Source organism: Planctobacterium sp. AWH2_060, from assembly GCF_056158425.1.
Genome location: NZ_JBSWTG010000001.1, coordinates 2259428 through 2277825, shown reverse-complemented (window position 1 = coordinate 2277825; position 18398 = coordinate 2259428). Strand labels below are relative to the sequence as shown.

The window sequence follows — 18398 nt, the reverse complement described above, 5'->3', positions numbered from 1 at the left end:
TTGTGATGCTTAATACACTGAAAGGAGAAATCCGTAAATGGTTTTTCGATGTTTTAGCGTTAGTTCCAGGACGATTAGGTTGCCTATTTAGAGGGGTTGTTGTCAGACAGTTACTCAGAAGCAAAGGGAAACTCTCGATTGGCAAGCTTGCCGAAATTGCCCCGGGTAACCTGTCTATCGGAGAAAACGTGTTTGTTAGTGAATTGACCCGAATTCAACCCTTCGATGGTAAAATTACCATCGGGAAAGATGTTGGCTTTAACACTAATGTGACGATTGATGCGAGTGATGGTGGTTCTATTGCCATTGGTGATAAAACCATCATCGGCCCCAATGTTGTCATCAGAGCCAGCGACCACGAATTCGATGACGCCACCAAGCCTATTCGGGAGCAGGGGCATCGACCGGGAATTATCGATATCGGCTCGGACGTTTGGATTGGTGCTAATGCTGTTGTGACGTCTAATGTTAAAATCGGAGACCATGCAATTGTGGCTGCTGGTGCCGTCGTTACAAAAGATGTACCGAGTTGGGCGATAGTCGGAGGAACTCCTGCAAAAGTTATTAAGTACAGGGAACACACATAGTGAAAGAATCAGATATCAGACCACAAGAATTATTTCAAGAATATTTAAGATTATCAGCGTTAGACGCTGAATTATGTTTCAAAAACGCCCCCCGAGATACCGTACCGTGCCCCGGGTGCGGTGACCATAAATCAAGTTATGCTTTTGCAAAACATAGCTTCGATTATGTGACCTGTGATGAGTGTCAAACACTGTTTCAATCGCCGAGACCGGACCTTGAGTCATACATCAAATTCTATAATGATTCAGTTTCGTCCAATTTTTGGGCTGAACAGTTTTTTCCAAAGGTAGCTGAAGCGCGTAGAGAACGAATATTTCGGCCTCGTGTGGAGCGACTTTTAGCGCTTTGTGAAGAAAAACAATTACAAATCGAAACGGTAATGGATGTTGGTGCTGGATACGGTATATTTCTTGATGAATGGGCTAAGAGTAAACCCGGCTGCCGCAGAATTGCGATAGAACCGTCAGCAAATTTAGCACAGATTTGTAGAGAACGTGGACTAGAGGTGGTTGAAGCAATAGCTGAAGATGTAGAGGGATATGATAAAACCGCAGATTTGGTCATTTGTTTTGAAGTCCTTGAGCACGTTCACGATACACTTTCGTTCATTAAAGTATTGAAAAAATTCGTCAAACCTGGTGGTTACTTGATGGTGAGTACACTGGGCTCTGATGGTTTTGATATTCAGTTGTTATGGGAGCAGTCAAATAGTGTTTCCCCCCCTCACCACATTAACTTTATGTCAATAGCCGGATTTGAAGAGTTATTTAAACGAGCAGGTCTGGTTGATGTTGATATCTTGACTCCGGGTGTTCTGGATGTTGATATTGTGCGGAATGCCTTGCGAACTGATCCGGACTGCTTAGGTAATAATAGCTTCATTAAAGCCTTGGTGAAAGATGATAAATTGGCAGCTAATTTTCAGCAATTTCTGATTGATAATCGCTTGAGTTCACATACCTGGGTCTTAGCGAAAAATGTTGACTAGCCCGAAATTTATCAATACCTCTGACGAGGGTGGTTACCGCACTCTATTGTCTTATCAGGATTTAACTATATCATTGGGTAATGGCGCTGTAAGTACATCGGACGAATGCCGCACCTTTTGGGGCAGTGATAACGGTGAGTTTGATTTTTTAGTGTTGTTTGACAGTCGTGGTGCCATGGTCGACGGCCCAGACAGTAGAAGTACGGTAGAGTTGCTTGCAAATTATTTCACTGAAATTGGCGCTCGTTTTTTAATATTGTCCCGGCCGCTATATTTGACAGTTTTTCCGACTTTATTAAGTGTCATGGAATCACAGGATATCACCGTAAAACACGTGATCACCAATGTCGGTTTTGTGGATACGACACCAAAGAAAAAGTCGGTGTTGGAAGATTTGGAAGCACAGATATCAGCGTGTGGGTTGCAGTCTGCCTCAAAAGGACTTGGCGATTATACCTTGTCAAGTGGAGAGGTTGAATATCTGGCCACGAGTGAATTAGAACCGGATTCTATTATTAAACTTAGTGAGAGGCTGTCAAAATGTGCCTCTACATATTGCTTTGTAAATACCCCGGTAATCAGTCAAAGTAGGGCCTTGCCAAGGCCCCGGCCCTCAGTATTTTATCAACAACTAGAGGTCTGCAATAAACTCATTGAGACAATATCAGAAAAGTTGCATGGCCACATTCTGGATGTGAGCGAAGAACAAATTGTGACCTTTGATGGTGTGCATTATCTGTCGAATGAGCATCAATTTATCTATAACCGGATAGAAAAGTACATTGCTGGTCTGGAAAACAAATAACGGAGAAGTTAAACGTGTCCGATTCGGCGTTTACAACACCTCAAGGAAATGTCCTGGATTTGCGCAAGGAAGGTGAGTTATCTCTCTCTGACGCAATGAGAATTGATGAACTGGAACCGGGAGTTAGGCAGGTTTACAATGAATATGTAGGTGAACTAATACGTGCTAACTGTCTTAACGGCGCGGCCTTATTTTTAAAAGTTACCTGTCGTAATACTGTCCAGTCTCAATTACTTGATCATATGTGCAAGTTGGCGCTCTTGGAAGACAGACTTAAACATGGGAAGCGCTATGACGCTATAGTAATTGACACTCAGACGCTAAAAAAGCCTATCGCACAAATGTTGGAGAAATATCAGGCATCTGGTATCCCGATACTGTCCTCGGGGCGGTCAAAGTCGGCATTTATAAATGCATTTAAAAACTTTCTGATTAGTGTCTATGGCGTATTGAGTGATTTGTTTTGGTCAAGGCTTTATCGAACAAAAAAAATGCCAGAGGGCAACGTTTTGTTGATCGATACCTTTCTATTCACCTACAGTTTCGATGCTCCGGGGCCTTTTATTGACCGATTTTACATTGGGCATGAGCAATACCTCAGTCCAGGTGAACTCAAGCATCGCTATTTTACCGCTACCCTTATTGGAGTCCGGAAGCCTGCGGACTACAAAAAGCTATTTAGCGGCGTTGCGGGGTCTGAAGCTAATTTTTTACTTCAAGAATCTTGGTGTTCAATACTGGATTATTTCGTCGCTTTTGCACAAAGTGCAGTGTTACCCTTCAAGCTAAAATCTGTACCATCAGTGCAGGGAGTTGATTATTCAGATTTGCTTTTTCAAGAAGCAAAGTCTGAGATATTTGCATTCTCACTAATTAAAACGATTTGTAAATATCGTTTTATTCGTCAACTATTTAAAGCTGGTGTCAATATTCACAAGGCCATTGATTGGCATGAGAATCAAGTAGGAGACAGAGCGTATAATATAGGCCTTAAAACCTTCTATCCAAAAGTGAAAGTCCATGGATACCAAGGCTACAACGTTCCCGGTTTTTATGCTTGTACACAACCGCAATACTATGAAAAAGAACTAAATTCAGTACCTGATGTTTTCCATGTTATCAATCAAGAGCAGTTGCGAATTCGCAATACAGCGTTTGACGGCATCAACGCGACAGTATCACCTGCGTTTCGTTTTTCTTATTTATTCGACGTTCAACGCGCCCCTGAACAGCAAACCACGGTACTTGTGGTTCTGCCGATCATGCTTGACGAAAGTCGTAAATTGGTAAAAGCCACACTAGACATGCTAGATAACGTAGATAAAGACGTTGTCGTAATATTAAAGCACCATCCCAGTTTAACCTACGCTCGTTTCATTGAATTAATACCTGAAGCTCTAGACAGTCGATTATCGATTACCAAGGAAAGCATGTCTGAATTGCTCACTCGAGTGACTATGCTAATTTCCTCGACATCAAGTGCCTGTCTTGAAGCTGTTGCGTTGGGTGTTCCGGTCGCTATCATGGGGAACTGGTCGGGTGTTACAATGAATCCAATTCCTCAGTTGGTAGACCCCAATTTGTGGCGTATATTTTATACGTCAAATCAGTTAAGTGAATTTATGACTTGCATACTAAATCAGCCAGCGTTTCCTTCTATGGTAGATTCCTTGTTTCAGCGAGTTGATGAACAAAAAACTAAATCACTATTTCAATGCCCCGTTTAAGGTAGAACAGACATGAAAGCGTTAATAACAACTATTCCATTTGGTGATAAAAATAGCCTTCCTCTGGAAATGCTCAAAGAAAATAATATTGAGTATTTGATAAATCCATTGGATAAGAAGTTAACAGAAAAAGAGTTGGCAAATTTAGTGAGCGATTTTGACATTATTATCGCAGGCACTGAGGTCATCAGTGACTTTGTAATGAGTAAAGCTCCTAATTTAAAATTGATTTCCCGGGTTGGCATTGGTTTGGATGGTGTTGATTTGATCGCAGCTGAGAAAAGGGGAATAAAGGTATCTTACACACCTGACGCACCAGCTCCAGCGGTGGCCGAATTAACAATAGGCTTAATGCTCAATCTACTGCGTGCAATTCACGTTGCCAATAGCCAGTTGCACAATGGCATTTGGCACCGACATTTTGGTCGTCGCATTGCGGAAGTAACCATAGGGGTTATTGGGCTCGGTCGAATTGGTAAACGCGTATTAAACCGATTGAGTGCATTTGGAACACCTAAATTATTGCTTAATGATTTGTCACCAGATCCTGAGATAACGCGTCGCTTCAAAGTGGATTGGGTTTCCAAAGAGACAATTTATAGAGAAGCTGATGTTATTACTTTACATGTCCCGTTAACCGCTCAGACAAAAGGGATGATCAAAAAAGAGCAATTGCTGTCTATGAAGAGCGACGCCCTCGTGATCAATGCATCCAGAGGTGGCATCATTGACGAGGATGATTTGTATGAAGTACTAAAAGCAGACCACCTTGGTGGCGTTGCGATTGATGTATTCGAACAGGAACCTTACGACGGTAAACTAAAAGAAATCGAGCGTTGTTTGTTAACAGCACATATGGGGTCTATGTCAATAGATTGCCGAACGAGAATGGAGATAGAGGCCACTGAAGAAGCAGTTCGTTTTACGCGAGGAAAGGAGCTACTTGGCTCAGTTCCGGCTACTGAATATGAAGTACAAAAGCAGGGATTATAAGTAATGACTAAAGTGGTGGTTATTGGTGGTTCGGGCTTTATGGGAAGCCATACGGCAGATGCATTGAGTGAACGTGGCTATGACGTCATTATTTTCGATCGTGATGTGTCGCCGTATTTACGTCCAGATCAAACAATGATAACTGGCGATATGCTGGATCAAGACGCAGTAACCGCGGTGATGCAAGATGCGGAGATAGTTTACCATTATGCAGGCATTGCAGACATCGGTGAAGCAAAAGAACGCCCCTTTGATACCATTCATCTAAATGTAATGGGGGCTACTATAGCAATGCAGGCCGCTGTTGATGCCGGAGTGAAGCGCTTTGTTTATGCCTCTACAATGTATGTATATAGTCCCTATGGCAGTTTCTATCGAGCCAGTAAACAAGCGTCAGAAACCGTAATTGAAGCCTATCATGAGAAGTATGGCATTGATTATACCTTCCTAAGGTACGGTTCTCTTTATGGCCCAAGAGCGCAACCATGGAATGGTTTAAAAAGCTACATAATGCAAGTGGTTGGTGATCGAAAATTAAAATATCGAGGCACTGGCAAGGAACGGCGTGAATATATTCATGTCAGAGATGCCGCCAGACTCAGTGTTGATGTGTTAGACGATGCACATGCTAACCAAGCCATTACAGTTACAGGTTCTCAGGTACTTAACTCCGAAGAGTTAATCGATATGATTTTTGAAATTGCAGGAGTAGAAAAAAACGTTGAGTTTGTCAACAAAAAACTCAGTGCTGATCACTATGTAATGACGCCTTACCGTTACACACCGAAACAAGCGAAAAAGTTAACTTCTGGAGAATTTACCGATATTGGACAAGGGATATTAGAGCTTGTAGAAGAGATCCATAGTGTCAACACAACGCACGCTTAAAGAGTAGTAAAAAGAGTTAATGAATATTGTTCAAACTAAGTTCGAGTTACTGGCAACGTTAAAAAACAAAAAACTGTTGGTATTCGATTTTGATGGGGTGCTGGCTGATTCGGTAAGAGTAAAAACAGAAGCCTATGGCGCCATGTATGAACCTTACGGCAAAGATATAGCTGAAAAAGTTGTTGAGTATCATGTGCAAAACGGTGGTGTTTCGCGTTTTGAAAAATTTAAACTTTGGGAAAAGGTGTTTTTTAATCGTGAAGTAACCCCAGAAAGATTGTCAGAATTATGCAGTGAGTTTGCTGAACGAGTTGTTGAGCGCGTTGTGGAAGCGCCAGCAATTCCGGGGGCAGAAGCATTTTTGATTCAACAAAAAGCGCGCGGATTAATAATGACGGTAAATTCAGCAACACCTACCAATGAAATCAAAGAAATTGTGTTGCGTCGCGGAATGGCAAAATACTTTGATGTGGTGATGGGCTCTCCGGAAAGTAAAGCGGATAACCTCATCCAAAGTATGCAGTTGTTTGACTATGAGGCTAATGATGTTGTGTTTTTCGGTGATGCAGAAGCCGATTTTTTGGCCGCAAAAACGCACAATGTTAGTTTTATCGGTGTTGGGAGCGAAATTAAATCAGTCATGGCTGAATATCCAGGTAAACATTTTGCTATAGATGATTTCTCTATATTAGTTCAAGAATCAAATTAATGAAAAAGAAACTAAAAAAGTTGCTAGACAATTTGCCATTACTACCTCGTTATCGGCACAACGTTTTTTCCGGGACGAACACATGGTCTGAATGGCGATTGATCGCCGGACGTTTGTCCAAAAGCCACGATGATGAACTAAATATCAGAGAGTATGAGCGTTTGTTTTCGGAATTTGTCGCTTGCAAATATGCCTATTCATTCGGCGCGGGAAGGATGGCCCTTTACGCCGTATTGGAAGCTTTGGATATTGGGCCCGGTGATGAAGTTATTTTACCTGCTTACACTTGCGTGGTTGTGCCAAATGCAGTCATTTATCGGGGTGCTAAGCCTGTTTATGTCGATATATGTGATGAAACATACAACATTGATACGACAAAAATAGAAGCAGTGATAACTAACAAAACGAAAGCGATCTTTGCTCAACATACATTTGGCTTCGCATGTGATTTAGATGAAATCAAACAAACTGCGGATGCCCATGGGCTTTTTGTTGTGGAAGATTGTGCTCATGCATTGGGAGCCACATATAAAGGGCGGCCAGTGGGCAGTATTGGCGATGTAGCTTTTTTCTCTACAGACCATTCAAAAGTTATGAGTACTTTTCTTGGGGGGGTAGCTACAAGTAACAAACCTGAAATAGCGCAAAAACTTTCGGTCATACAACAGCGTACGCCCTTTCTTCCGATAGCGACAAATAGGCGTTTATTACGAAGTTTTTTGATTGAGTTTATTCTGACTTCGCCGTTTAACTACTGGTGGGGGAAGTCGATTTTGGCATTACTTTCTCGATTTGGGGTACTTTTTTATTGGCGTGATGAACATTTAGTTCAAAAACCGCAGCAGTATCCTTATCCCGCTCGCTTATCATCGCAGCAAGCATTGTTGGGAATCTCTCAATTAAAAAATATAAACCAAAACCTGCTGCATCGACGAAATGCTTTTCAGCAAATTGACAAATTATTGGGTGTGGCGCCTGAAAATTACAATGACGCCGCCTGTTTACGGTTTTCGTTTAAAGTTCGCGAACGCGAAAAGTTTGAAAATCTGTTTAGCTTCCGCTGGGAGTTGGGTACTTGGTTTACGAGTGTTGTCCAAGGTAGAGGGACAGAACTGGAAAAGGTTGAATATATTACCGGTTCGTGTCCGGTTGCTGAAAAAGCGGCTAAACAAGTTGTTAACTTTCCGACAGTAATGCGAACCTCCCACGATTTTATGATAAAATCTATTGCCAAAAATAAAGAGGCGATATTGGCGAATTTAACTCGATAAGCTTCGAACTTAAAAACAAAATGGTGCGAGCTGAAAACAGTTTTTTTAATAATCTAATTACCTGCCGGTAATATTTCAAAAATAGTTCAAAATTAAGATGATATCCTCAGGAGTGACATTGTTTTGATCTAGACATAACTCGCTATTAGAGAGTTAAATGATGTTATTACACAGGTGCATGGACATTAGTTGGAAAGATGCATCATTTATCGCTGTTTGATGAATGGTTTGCAATTACATGAGGAATTTTGGGCCTGTGCTACGAGGAATTTTAGGAGCAATAAAGAGCGTTGTTCACATTACTCTTTAGGCAAAAGGTATCTAGTGCAAATGTTGATTTTAGAATCCAAACGCCGAAATTCTGTCCATTTTAAACCAAGAACGATGAAAGGTAAGTTTGTATGAAAGTGTTGTTGCTGGCAGGTGGTTTTGGCACCAGGCTGAGTGAGGAAACTGATTTAAGGCCAAAACCCATGGTTGAAATCGGAGGGAAACCAATCCTGTGGCATATTATGAAGATGTATTCACAACATGGTTTCAATGAATTCGTTGTTTTACTTGGGTACAAGGGATATTACATCAAGGAATATTTTGCGAATTATTTTTTGCATCAAAGCAGCATCACTATTGATCTGTCAACAAATCAGATGGAAGTACATAATAATAGCTCAGAGCCTTGGAAGGTGACTTTACTTGATACTGGCCTTAACAGTATGACTGGCGGTCGTGTTAAACGAGCTCAGGAGGCAGTTGGTAACGAACCCTTTATGTTGACTTATGGTGATGGGGTTTCAGACATCAATATCACGGAACTTGTTGCTTACCATAAGACGCACGGCAAGGCGATAACCATGACATCTGTTCAACCGGATGGTCGTTTTGGAGCTATTGAAATTGCAGAGGATAATCGAATTGCTAAATTTCTTGAGAAACCCAAAGGGGATGGCTCATGGATAAATGGTGGTTTTTTTGTTTGTCAGCCTGAAGTCTTTGATTACATTAATGAGGGCGATGCCACCGTATTCGAGCAGGCGCCATTACAACAATTGGCTACTGACGGCGAATTATTTACCTACAAGCATGATGGATTTTGGAAATGTATGGATACGCTAAAAGATAAACAGGATCTTTGTAAAATGTGGGATAGTAATAACGCCAAATGGAAGACTTGGTAAGCAGCAATGATTAAGTTTTATCAGGATAGCTGGTTTGGCATAAAGTTTACTGATATTTGTACTACGGATAGATTCAAGGTAGCGGATGACCAGTTTTATAATAATTTTTATGCGGCGTTTTTCAAAAAATTCAGTGGCTACCAGGATCTACCAGAATGGTATTGTGACGCTAAGAACCGCGTTGTCGAAAAAATAATTGCGAACAAAATTGGAGACAAGGTTTTATCTGTTGGCAGTGGAAACGGTTATATAGAAGCGCAGATTACTGATGCATTTGAAGAAGTTATCGCCGTAGAACCCAGTCGACTGGCGTCCCAGTGGTTGTTACAAAACCCGCATATCAATTGTTACAGTGGTTTTTTTCCTGAAGCATTGCCTATGGGATTTAAAGGTCAAATTACTCAAGCCTATTCGGTTGCAGTAGACTATGTTTTTGATCAACAACAGTACATTGCGTTTTTAAAATCTATCGTTGACTTTGGTATTCAAGATTACACCATGTACCAGGCGACAATGTACACTCCCGCCACAGCTCTCAAGTCATATTTACGCATGTTATTGATTATGCTTGGGTTATATCGAAGAAACGAATTTCAATTGTGGGGTGTAACTCGGACTGCAAAAGAAAGTGTCGATTGTTTCAAAGCCGCCGGATTTACGACGGTTGAGGTAGGTTATTTCGCCGACGGGAATCCGTGGGTTCGTGGAAAAGTAGGAAATTAACAGTGTATAACAATATTTACCAAGGTAAGCGGGTATTGATCACCGGCCATACGGGTTTTAAAGGGAGCTGGTTAACGACGTGGCTACTTAAACTAGGGGCGAAAGTTTGTGGGGTATCCGTTGATATACCAACACAACCAGCAATGTTTGAGGAACTAAAGTTAGCAGAGAAGATTGAGCATCATATTGCAGATATTCGAGATCTTGAGGCGATCAAAGAGATTATGGTGGCTTTTAAACCTGACTTTGTCTTTCATTTGGCTGCACAACCAATTGTATCTACGTCATATGCTGATCCGGTTGGAACCATTGCAACGAATGTAATTGGTACCACACATGTTCTTGAATCGCTACGCGCTCTACAGCACAAATGTTATGCAGTGCTCATTACTTCAGACAAATGCTACGAGAATGTAGAGTGGGAATGGGGATATAAAGAAACTGACCACATGGGGGGGAGAGATATCTACTCCGGCTCTAAGGGGGCTGCAGAAGTGATATTTCACGCCTATCAGCAATCATTTTTTGCTTCAAAAGATGGAAGTGTAAAAATGGCAACTGGGCGAGCCGGTAACGTGATTGGCGGTGGCGATTGGGCAGCTGATAGAATTGTGGCTGATTGTATGCGGGCATGGAGTCAATCAGAGGTTGTTGAAATTCGTTGTCCGGATGCTACCCGGCCCTGGCAACATGTGCTTGAGCCGCTAAGCGGTTATTTGGTTTTGGGGCAAGCGTTGGCTGAGAATGACAATATTCACGGCGAGCAGTTTAATTTTGGTCCACGGGCAGAGCAAAACAGAACCGTAAAGCATTTATTGTCCGATTTGTCTGCACACTGGCATTTTGCATCGCCTGATGACGCATATCAGGTGACGGATAATATCCCTTTCCACGAAGCGGGACTATTGAAGCTTAATTGTGACAAAGCACTTTTCCACTTGAAGTGGGAAGCCAACCTTACATACAAACAATGCATTCGATTTGTGAGCGAATGGTATTATAGCTTCTACAAAGAAAATAAGGATATGTACGACTTTACATTACACCAGATTGGTGAGTATGAAGAGCTTGCCAAACAAAGAGAGTTGATATGGAATCCTGCTTAATTAGCGATGTTTTATTAACGCCATTGAAAAGGATTAATCACCCCAAAGGTGATATTTATCATGCAGTAAAAATGGATGATCAAGGTTTTTCGGATTTTGGAGAAGCGTATTTTTCAACGATAAACCAAGGAGACATAAAGGGTTGGAAAAAACACCAGAAAATGGTGCTTAACTTGGTTGTGCCTGTAGGTGCAATTCGCTTTGTCATCCACGATGATCGTGATACCAGTCCGAGTAAAGGTAAAATTATGGCAGTGACATTGAGTCCGCAAAATTACTGTCGGCTCACAGTTGCTCCAGGTTTGTGGATGGCATTTGAAGGCTGTGGTGACGGTTTAAATATGCTGCTAAATATTGCAAGCATAAAGCATGACCCAGAGGAAGCAATAAACAAAGATCTGGATTCAATCCGCTTTAATTGGAAATAAAAATGAAAACGATACGTCTCTCCAAATCATCTATTTCAGAGGCAGAAAAAGCGGCCGTAATGGCAGTGATGGACCATGAATTCTTAGGTATGGGCGCTGAAGTGCAATCATTTGAGCGCGAAATTGCTGAATTTGTTGGTGTTGAACCGGAACAAGTGGTTTGCGTGAATACGGGAACTTCTGCCCTTCATTTGGCGATTAGTTGTTTGGATATAGGACCCGGCGATGAAGTGCTGGTGCCCTCATTAACTTATGTTGCTTCTTATCAGGCCATCTCTGCCACTGGTGCGCTACCTGTCTCTTGTGATGTTGTTGAAGACACACTTTTCATTGATGTTTGTGATGCTGAACGACGCATTACTAATAAAACGAAAGCGATTATGCCAGTGCATTATGCGAGTGACGGTTCTCGTATGGCAGAAGTGTACGCGTTGGCTGAAAAATATAATTTGAGAGTTATTGAAGATGCAGCACATGCCTTTGGTTGTAAGCTCAATGGGGCAAAAGTTGGCACCAACTCGGATATTGCTTGTTTTAGTTTTGATGGCATTAAAAACATCACCAGTGGTGAAGGTGGCGCAGTTATTACTAAAGATAGCAAGGTGTTAGAACGTTTAAAAGATGGTCGATTATTAGGTGTTGAAAAAGATACTGACAAGCGCTTTAGTGGGCAGCGGAGCTGGGACTTTGAAGTGTCTCATCAGGGGTTTCGTTTTCATATGAGTAATGTGTTTGCTGCCATTGGTCGAGAACAGCTTAAGAGAATTGATTTATTTAAAAATATACGACAGGCCAGGGCGGCTCAATACGTGGATGAATTGACGCAATTACCCGCTATAAAACTGTTGAATTTAGATTGGAAAAACAATATTCCTCATATTTTTGTTATTCGGGTATTGAATGGCAAACGAAATGGATTAATGGATTATCTCATAGAAAATGGTGTCCAGTGCGGTATCCACTACAAGCCCAATCATTTGTTAGCACTTTACAAATGCGAATATAATTTGCCTGTAGTGGAAAAAGTTTCCGAACAAATTTTGACGATACCATTGCATGCCGACTTGACTAAAGAGGATGTGTCATTTGTCATCAGTAAAATACTGGCCTACTTAGGAGAGTAGAGGCATGGCTCGCGTTTCAATAATAATGAATTGCTTTAATGGGGAAGAGTTTCTAAGAGAAGCAATTGATAGCTTGTTTGCACAGACCTATACCGATTGGGAGATAATTTTCGTTGATAACTGTTCAACGGATGGTAGTGCATCGATTGCAGCATCCTATGGTGAAAAGGTTAACATTGTAAAAACCAGCAAAAATATTCCACTTTATGCAGCGCGAAATGTTGGCCTGGAGCATGTCAGTGATGACAGCGAATTTGTTGCATTTCTGGACGTTGATGACCTGTGGGCTCCAACAAAATTAGAAAAGCAAATTGCACTTTTTGATGAAAATACCGCCGTTGTCTATTGCAGAGTGAGAAATATTGATACTTCAGGAAATGATATCGGTACAAGTTATCCTGAGCCTTATCAAGGTGATGTGACACAAAAGCTGCTGCTAAGAAACTTTATCGCAATATCGGCCACAGTGATAAGGGCTGGTTTAATCAGGGAGATAAAGTTTGACCCACAGTTTAACTTGATTGGTGATTTCGAGTTTTGGCTAAGGCTATCCATCGGTAGGAAATTCAGTTTTGTAAATGAACATCTATTTATTCGCAGGGTACACGGAAATAGTTTGACGAAAAGGAGCAAAGGTGAGTGGATCAAAGAGTTTAGGATACACTACAAAGCCTTTCTAAAGCGTTTTGGATTAAAGTATCCCAATATTCTTCTATATGCATTAAAATCTGAAATTGGGCATTTGATGGGACGATATTAGAGTGAAGTTAGCTCTTCACTTTAATTTTATTGGATTAGTGAGAATTAAAAACCAGTTTCATGAGCATTAGATTCATACACATACATTTTTGGTTGGCCTTTATTTCGTGCTTAGCCATCGTAGCTTCATTTCATTTTCATGTCGACACATACTACGATGACGATAATCGTTTCCTCGGAATACTGTTTTTCGTGGTATACGCGTTTCTCTTTAGACCCAGAGTTTCACGAAAAAGTCCTGTGCTTACTTACTTTGGTTTTTTTGTTTTTTTGTTTGTTGGGCAGCGTTTCGTAATAGCCAGCTACTACACAGCTCATAACTGGGAGCACAATTATTACACGGCAGAAATGGTCCAAGAAGCCGGAAAGGGCTTATTGTTGTATGTCGTAGTTTTTTATCTGACATTATCCCTATTAGGTAGACACTTCGAAAAAATTGTATATGAACTCAAGCAAGCTGGTAGAACAATTAACAATGCCGAGCTGAAATTCAAAGTAGCTTCGGTGCTTTTCATTTTTAGTGCCATACTTAGTATTGTCGTTGTAATGGGAGAAAGTGTAAACGGTCATAATAATGCACTAACCAGTAGCATTTTGCATCGATATTTCTTAAGACTTATTATGCCTGACTTTTTAATCTGGTTGGCTGTCGGGATTTATTTGCTGGGCATCCAAAACAAGCGAAAGCACTTTAAATATGTTGTCGTTCTGATGGTTTTTTTTGTATTTATGCGCATCTTTCAGGGAAGCAAATCCGGGATATTTGATATCCTAATTACGAGCATGATGTATATTTGTTTTTTTCATAGGAATTTTGTCATAAGACTTAATCTACGGACGATTTTTTTGGTTCTAACTTTTGCGGTCGCTTCTATTTATATTTTTTCTGTTATCGGATACATAAGGTACGCAATTTGGTATGACGCAGCCGAAGCATATGTCACTCAAACAGGTGTAGAAGATACGGTTACATCGATTTGGAACTCTTTGTCCGAGATATCAAGACGCCTCGGCTTTTTGGATGATGCAATGAAGGTCTTTTATTGGAAACAGCTTGGGTTATATGATATTTCTCATCTCGTCAATAGCAGTACCGCATGGCAATTGGCATTGGACACTTTTGTACCTGGAACTCTGTTTCCGGACTTATTAAAGGCTCAGTATGCACTTGCTTTAATGATTGGTAACGAACCAGAAATAATTAATGGTGCTCCGGTTTACGCTGGATATTGGTGGGGATTTTATGGATACCACGTATATTTGTTTGGTTTTTGGTTGGGGTTGGTTGTAATGTCAATGTTTCTCGTTGCAACCACGCTATTCATTCGCCTAATTTTAAAGCTCTCACCGAGTTCTTTTAAGATTGCATTTTCATTTTCATTTATCCCGGCATTTTTCTTTAATTACTTGGGTTTTTTCGGCTATGAACACATCTTGTCACTATATTTCAATATTTTGGTTTTATGGGTTTTAAATTTTATTATATTTTGTTTTTTAGTTAAGCTATTTTCCAATAATTCGGTGATGCTAAATGTAGAACGATTGAAGGGAACTTGAGATTCTATGTGGTGCTGATATCTTGGGGTTAAATCTTATTTGAGTCGTTTGGTTTCCCATTCAATGCAATGCTGCAAAAGTAACTATCCTAATAACTAAGTTTACTTTATTAACCGTTTCTCGAACGGTTATTATTAATATTGTTTTAATCCGAAGAAATTAGAGGCATTAATGACTAAAACAGCGAATCTAAACGTGCATGTTGTGTTTGCCCTGTTGTTTACATTATCCGTGCTCTCGCCCCCTGTAAATTATCCATATATCAATGTTTTAATGGTGGTTTTGACACTTATATTAGTTCTTCTATTTGCAGGAAAAATACTGCTTGATAATGGCTTTGTTTGGATTTTTTTCAAAAAGTACAAAATCGAAATAGTACTAATCTTCAGTTACGCTGCTGTAAGTTTTTTGTCAATGCTTATTCACTATGATGCATTCTTCGGTTCATGGTTTAATTTTTTATTTTACGGCTTAAGCCCAATAGCAATTTGGTGTTCAATGCCATTTATGTGGCTGATATTCCGATATAGTGGTAACGATCAAAAATTTTATTTTTGGTGGTTCGGGTGGGCAATATTCGTAATATTAGCTCTGGTGGGTATTTGGCAAGCCTTCGATTTCCAAGGAGCGAAAATAATAACTCAATACTTCGTTGCGGGAGATAGACTAAATCTCGACGATGGTAACATAAGTTCTTTAACGCGTATCTCCACGGATTTTGGTGTTATCATGGCATTCGCAATAGTTTGCTGCTTGATGTGTTTAGACGACAGTGATGCAAAGTACAAGGTTGTTATGGGATGTATGGCTATACTGTTTTTGTTTGCAGGTTTCTTATCTGGCTCTCGAAATTTCCTATTGGTTTTGGGTGTTGCGACTATTTTGTTTGTCATCACTAACTTGAAAGATAAATATGTTCAAATTTGTTATGCATTGCTCATATCTGGTACCGTACTTTTAACAGTTGCTTGGTTCAATGACGATGTTGCGCAGCGTTTTTCAGTTATTTTCCCGTTTTTATCTAAATTGCACACACCGTCAGAAATTGTTTGGCGAGACTTGGTTTTTGTTTTTGGGAATTCTGATTTTGACTCCAGCAATAGAACCTTGATCTGGGGGTTTGTCATTCAATCCTTGCAAGATGATTTTTGGATAGGCCCCTCTCTCAGAGGATTTAATATTGTTTTGGGGACATCAGGACACTCCTCTGGTGTAGGGTCGATTACAACAAGTGCGCACAATCTTTTTTTTCAGAGTTTAGTCGATGGTGGGATCGTTGGTTTTTGCATTATTATTGGTTTGATATACCGATTAGTCTTACGTTCAATAAAGACGGGATGTTTGATGATCTTCCTAATTGTTCTTAGTAGTATGATGATAGACTATTACTTGGACCATAGTTTACCTTGGATGTTGTGTGCTGCATGGTGTCTCAACATTCATCAGTTCAAGCATGTGCTCAAAGAGTCGAAAGGCTGAAGTTAGCATTCATTTGAGGTGCCGTCCGGGTCACAAAATATAATCCAGGGTGCATCGATTTGGGATGAAAGTAAGAAAGTGACGACTAAAACGATAATAATAGGTAAGAATAGTAATTTGTCGCAGCATTTACTCAAGGTTGTTGATAACAGTATTTCAATATCTGCAAGAGATTTGCTTAATGATGACTCATTACTTGAACCCTTCAAACACCAACCAATAAAACTGATCTTCAACAATTTCCAGACCTCAACTGAACTGAATCATGTTGTGGACCCTGTATCATTTGTAAATCTCTCGTTGGTTGTAACAGCGAAAACGTTGCAATTTTTCAACAATACTAATATACAAAAAGTGATTTATACGAGCAGTAGTTCAGTATACGGTAACAACATTCTATGTGCGGAATCTGATCAGGTACAACCGTTAAATCTTCATGCGGCATTAAAGTTATCAAATGAGAAACTGGTTGAAAAAATATGCTTAGAGCGCGGTGTGAATTATACGATTGCAAGAATATTTAATATGTATGGCGGAAACGATAAATTTTCAGTTATCAGTAAAATTATAGACTCATGCAGGAGCAAAAAGTCAATTACAATTTCAAATCATGGTAACGCAATTCGTGATTTCATGTACATTGGAGACGTTATCAAAATATATATGAAATTACTCGATATTGAGGACCTTCCATTGGTAAATGTTGGTAGTGGTAATGGCCAGTCTATTAAGAATATCTTAGACTTTCTACGACACAACAATATTGATTTAAATATTAAACACAAAGAGTCAGAAGAGATCAAAATTTCTACTGCATGCACAAAACGATTATTTGCTGCGTTGGGAGAATTGGACTTTATGAATATAGAGGATTATCTGAGCAAGGAATTGTCTAAATGAAGAAAATGATTCTCATGACGACCGTGCCGTTTAGTATTCATCCACTGATTGTTGGACAGCCTAGATTTTTGTCAATGCATTTTGACCTTAAATTAGTGACGTCAAGCAGCCCCATTAATGATCAGATTGCCGAGCAGGAGGGGGTGCCTGTAATTAGCGTTGATATGACACGTAAAATTACGCCACTAAAAGATTTGGTCAGCCTGATTAAATTAGTCAAACTTTTCATAAAAGAAAAACCGGATATTGTATACAGTTTTACACCAAAAGCAGGGTTGCTAGGTATGATTGCAGCACGATTAACAAACGTACCCATTCGTGTTCATTGGCAAGTTGGGCTGCCATTAATGGAAGCGCAGGGTTTTAAACGCTGGTTATTGGTGAAACTGGAGTGGTTAACTTATTCTATGGCCACAAAAGTGATGGCGAATAGTTTTGGTTTGAAACAATTTATGAATGATTATATTTCAAAGAAAGCAATCACTGTCGTCGGGAAAGGCTCTATAAATGGGGTGGATAGTGAATATTTTCGGGATTCCTACAGTGAAGAACAAAAAAAACGTATTCGTAATGATTTAGGCATCAAACCTGATGACAAAGTCTTAGTCTTTACTGGTCGAATTGTGAAAGACAAAGGTATAAATGAATTGATTGAAGCGTTTGTCGCTCTGCTTCCAAGGTACTCGCAACTTAAATTATTACTAATTGGCGATTTTGAAGAGCAGTTAAATCCAATAAAGCCAGAGAATATGATGCTAATTAAAGATTCTCCGGAAATAATTGAAGTTGGATTTCAAAAAGATATCAGACCTTTTTTATCGGTTGGTCAAATATTTGTATTACCCTCGTACAGAGAAGGATTGCCTAATGCGTTGATCGAAGCCGGATGTTTTGGTCTGCCTCTACTCGCTACAGACATAAACGGGTGTAACGAGATAATTGAGCATGAAAAAAACGGACTTCTAATAACAATGAAAGATGTGGATAGTCTGAAAAATGGAATCATTCGAATGTTAGATGACGCTCACTTGTACCATAAATTAAAGTCCAATGTGAGGTCATCAATAACGAGTCGGTTTGAACAATCATACGTATGGCAAGAGCTCAAGAAAGAGCTGGAGACAGGTGTGTAGCCGTTGTGTTGTTTATTCTAAACTTTGTAATAAGCGACAATGCTA

At 40.1% G+C, this 18398-nt stretch carries 18 protein-coding genes; all 18 read left to right on the top strand.

Annotated elements, in window-relative coordinates:
* Positions 1 to 5: 5 nt before the first annotated feature.
* The 18 genes from ACXAD8_RS09640 to ACXAD8_RS09555 all read left to right on the top strand — a co-directional run bounded on the left by ACXAD8_RS09640 (position 6) and on the right by ACXAD8_RS09555 (position 18353).
* Positions 6 to 587: an acyltransferase gene (locus ACXAD8_RS09640; protein WP_475227772.1), complete on the top strand. Its 582-nt coding sequence runs from the start codon at positions 6 to 8 to the stop codon at positions 585 to 587.
* Positions 587 to 1576: a class I SAM-dependent methyltransferase gene (locus tag ACXAD8_RS09635; RefSeq protein WP_475227771.1), complete on the top strand. Its 990-nt coding sequence runs from the start codon at positions 587 to 589 to the stop codon at positions 1574 to 1576. Before ACXAD8_RS09640 ends, ACXAD8_RS09635 begins: the two co-directional genes overlap by 1 nt.
* Positions 1566 to 2381, top strand: coding sequence for a hypothetical protein (locus ACXAD8_RS09630; RefSeq protein ID WP_475227769.1), 816 nt, complete (start codon positions 1566 to 1568; stop codon positions 2379 to 2381). Before ACXAD8_RS09635 ends, ACXAD8_RS09630 begins: the two co-directional genes overlap by 11 nt.
* 14 nt (positions 2382 to 2395) lie before the next feature.
* A complete protein-coding gene (locus ACXAD8_RS09625) occupies positions 2396 to 4108 on the top strand; it encodes a DUF6716 putative glycosyltransferase (RefSeq protein WP_475227767.1) in 1713 nt (570 codons plus the stop codon).
* Positions 4109 to 4120: 12 nt separating this feature from the next.
* Positions 4121 to 5101 carry a phosphoglycerate dehydrogenase gene (locus tag ACXAD8_RS09620; RefSeq protein WP_475227765.1) on the top strand — a complete coding sequence of 327 codons (981 nt, stop codon included), beginning with the start codon at positions 4121 to 4123 and terminating at the stop codon, positions 5099 to 5101.
* A gap of 3 nt (positions 5102 to 5104) precedes the next feature.
* On the top strand, positions 5105 to 5989 hold the full coding sequence (locus tag ACXAD8_RS09615; protein ID WP_475227762.1) for an NAD-dependent epimerase/dehydratase family protein: 885 nt from the start codon (positions 5105 to 5107) through the stop codon (positions 5987 to 5989).
* 76 nt (positions 5990 to 6065) lie between these two features.
* Entirely contained in the window at positions 6066 to 6698 is a 633-nt protein-coding gene (locus ACXAD8_RS09610; protein ID WP_475227759.1) for an HAD family hydrolase, read from the top strand.
* On the top strand, positions 6698 to 7969 hold the full coding sequence (locus ACXAD8_RS09605) for a DegT/DnrJ/EryC1/StrS family aminotransferase (protein ID WP_475227757.1): 1272 nt from the start codon (positions 6698 to 6700) through the stop codon (positions 7967 to 7969). The genes ACXAD8_RS09610 and ACXAD8_RS09605 overlap by 1 nt, the downstream gene beginning before the upstream one ends.
* Positions 7970 to 8370: 401 nt before the next feature.
* Positions 8371 to 9144 carry a glucose-1-phosphate cytidylyltransferase gene (rfbF, locus tag ACXAD8_RS09600; RefSeq protein WP_475227755.1) on the top strand — a complete coding sequence of 258 codons (774 nt, stop codon included), beginning with the start codon at positions 8371 to 8373 and terminating at the stop codon, positions 9142 to 9144.
* A 6-nt stretch (positions 9145 to 9150) separates the two neighbouring features.
* Entirely contained in the window at positions 9151 to 9867 is a 717-nt protein-coding gene (locus ACXAD8_RS09595) for a class I SAM-dependent methyltransferase (RefSeq protein WP_475227752.1), read from the top strand.
* Between the two features lie 2 nt (positions 9868 to 9869).
* Positions 9870 to 10973, top strand: a complete 1104-nt coding sequence (rfbG, locus tag ACXAD8_RS09590) for a CDP-glucose 4,6-dehydratase (RefSeq protein WP_475227750.1) — start codon at positions 9870 to 9872, stop codon at positions 10971 to 10973.
* Positions 10958 to 11401 carry a dTDP-4-dehydrorhamnose 3,5-epimerase gene (locus ACXAD8_RS09585; protein WP_475227748.1) on the top strand — a complete coding sequence of 148 codons (444 nt, stop codon included), beginning with the start codon at positions 10958 to 10960 and terminating at the stop codon, positions 11399 to 11401. Before rfbG ends, ACXAD8_RS09585 begins: the two co-directional genes overlap by 16 nt.
* A gap of 2 nt (positions 11402 to 11403) precedes the next feature.
* The gene (locus ACXAD8_RS09580; RefSeq protein ID WP_475227745.1) at positions 11404 to 12525 is read left to right on the top strand and encodes a DegT/DnrJ/EryC1/StrS family aminotransferase; all 1122 of its coding nucleotides are present in this window, start codon (positions 11404 to 11406) and stop codon (positions 12523 to 12525) included.
* 4 nt (positions 12526 to 12529) lie between these two features.
* Positions 12530 to 13285 carry a glycosyltransferase family 2 protein gene (locus ACXAD8_RS09575; protein WP_475227743.1) on the top strand — a complete coding sequence of 252 codons (756 nt, stop codon included), beginning with the start codon at positions 12530 to 12532 and terminating at the stop codon, positions 13283 to 13285.
* Positions 13286 to 13524: 239 nt separating this feature from the next.
* Entirely contained in the window at positions 13525 to 14841 is a 1317-nt protein-coding gene (locus ACXAD8_RS09570) for a hypothetical protein (RefSeq protein ID WP_475227741.1), read from the top strand.
* Between the two features lie 171 nt (positions 14842 to 15012).
* Entirely contained in the window at positions 15013 to 16320 is a 1308-nt protein-coding gene (locus ACXAD8_RS09565; protein WP_475227739.1) for an O-antigen ligase family protein, read from the top strand.
* Between the two features lie 78 nt (positions 16321 to 16398).
* The gene (locus ACXAD8_RS09560; RefSeq protein WP_475227737.1) at positions 16399 to 17220 is read left to right on the top strand and encodes an NAD-dependent epimerase/dehydratase family protein; all 822 of its coding nucleotides are present in this window, start codon (positions 16399 to 16401) and stop codon (positions 17218 to 17220) included.
* On the top strand, positions 17217 to 18353 hold the full coding sequence (locus ACXAD8_RS09555; protein ID WP_475227734.1) for a glycosyltransferase family 4 protein: 1137 nt from the start codon (positions 17217 to 17219) through the stop codon (positions 18351 to 18353). Before ACXAD8_RS09560 ends, ACXAD8_RS09555 begins: the two co-directional genes overlap by 4 nt.
* Positions 18354 to 18398 lie beyond the last annotated feature (45 nt).

Coding starts and splice junctions, on each gene's coding strand:
- ACXAD8_RS09640 (WP_475227772.1), top strand. CDS start 6: ATGCTTAATACACTGAAAGGAGAAATCCGTAAATGGTTTTTCGATGTT.
- ACXAD8_RS09630 (WP_475227769.1), top strand. CDS start 1,566: ATGTTGACTAGCCCGAAATTTATCAATACCTCTGACGAGGGTGGTTAC.
- ACXAD8_RS09620 (WP_475227765.1), top strand. CDS start 4,121: ATGAAAGCGTTAATAACAACTATTCCATTTGGTGATAAAAATAGCCTT.
- ACXAD8_RS09615 (WP_475227762.1), top strand. CDS start 5,105: ATGACTAAAGTGGTGGTTATTGGTGGTTCGGGCTTTATGGGAAGCCAT.
- ACXAD8_RS09605 (WP_475227757.1), top strand. CDS start 6,698: ATGAAAAAGAAACTAAAAAAGTTGCTAGACAATTTGCCATTACTACCT.
- rfbF (WP_475227755.1), top strand. CDS start 8,371: ATGAAAGTGTTGTTGCTGGCAGGTGGTTTTGGCACCAGGCTGAGTGAG.
- ACXAD8_RS09595 (WP_475227752.1), top strand. CDS start 9,151: ATGATTAAGTTTTATCAGGATAGCTGGTTTGGCATAAAGTTTACTGAT.
- ACXAD8_RS09585 (WP_475227748.1), top strand. CDS start 10,958: ATGGAATCCTGCTTAATTAGCGATGTTTTATTAACGCCATTGAAAAGG.
- ACXAD8_RS09580 (WP_475227745.1), top strand. CDS start 11,404: ATGAAAACGATACGTCTCTCCAAATCATCTATTTCAGAGGCAGAAAAA.
- ACXAD8_RS09575 (WP_475227743.1), top strand. CDS start 12,530: ATGGCTCGCGTTTCAATAATAATGAATTGCTTTAATGGGGAAGAGTTT.
- ACXAD8_RS09565 (WP_475227739.1), top strand. CDS start 15,013: ATGACTAAAACAGCGAATCTAAACGTGCATGTTGTGTTTGCCCTGTTG.
- ACXAD8_RS09555 (WP_475227734.1), top strand. CDS start 17,217: ATGAAGAAAATGATTCTCATGACGACCGTGCCGTTTAGTATTCATCCA.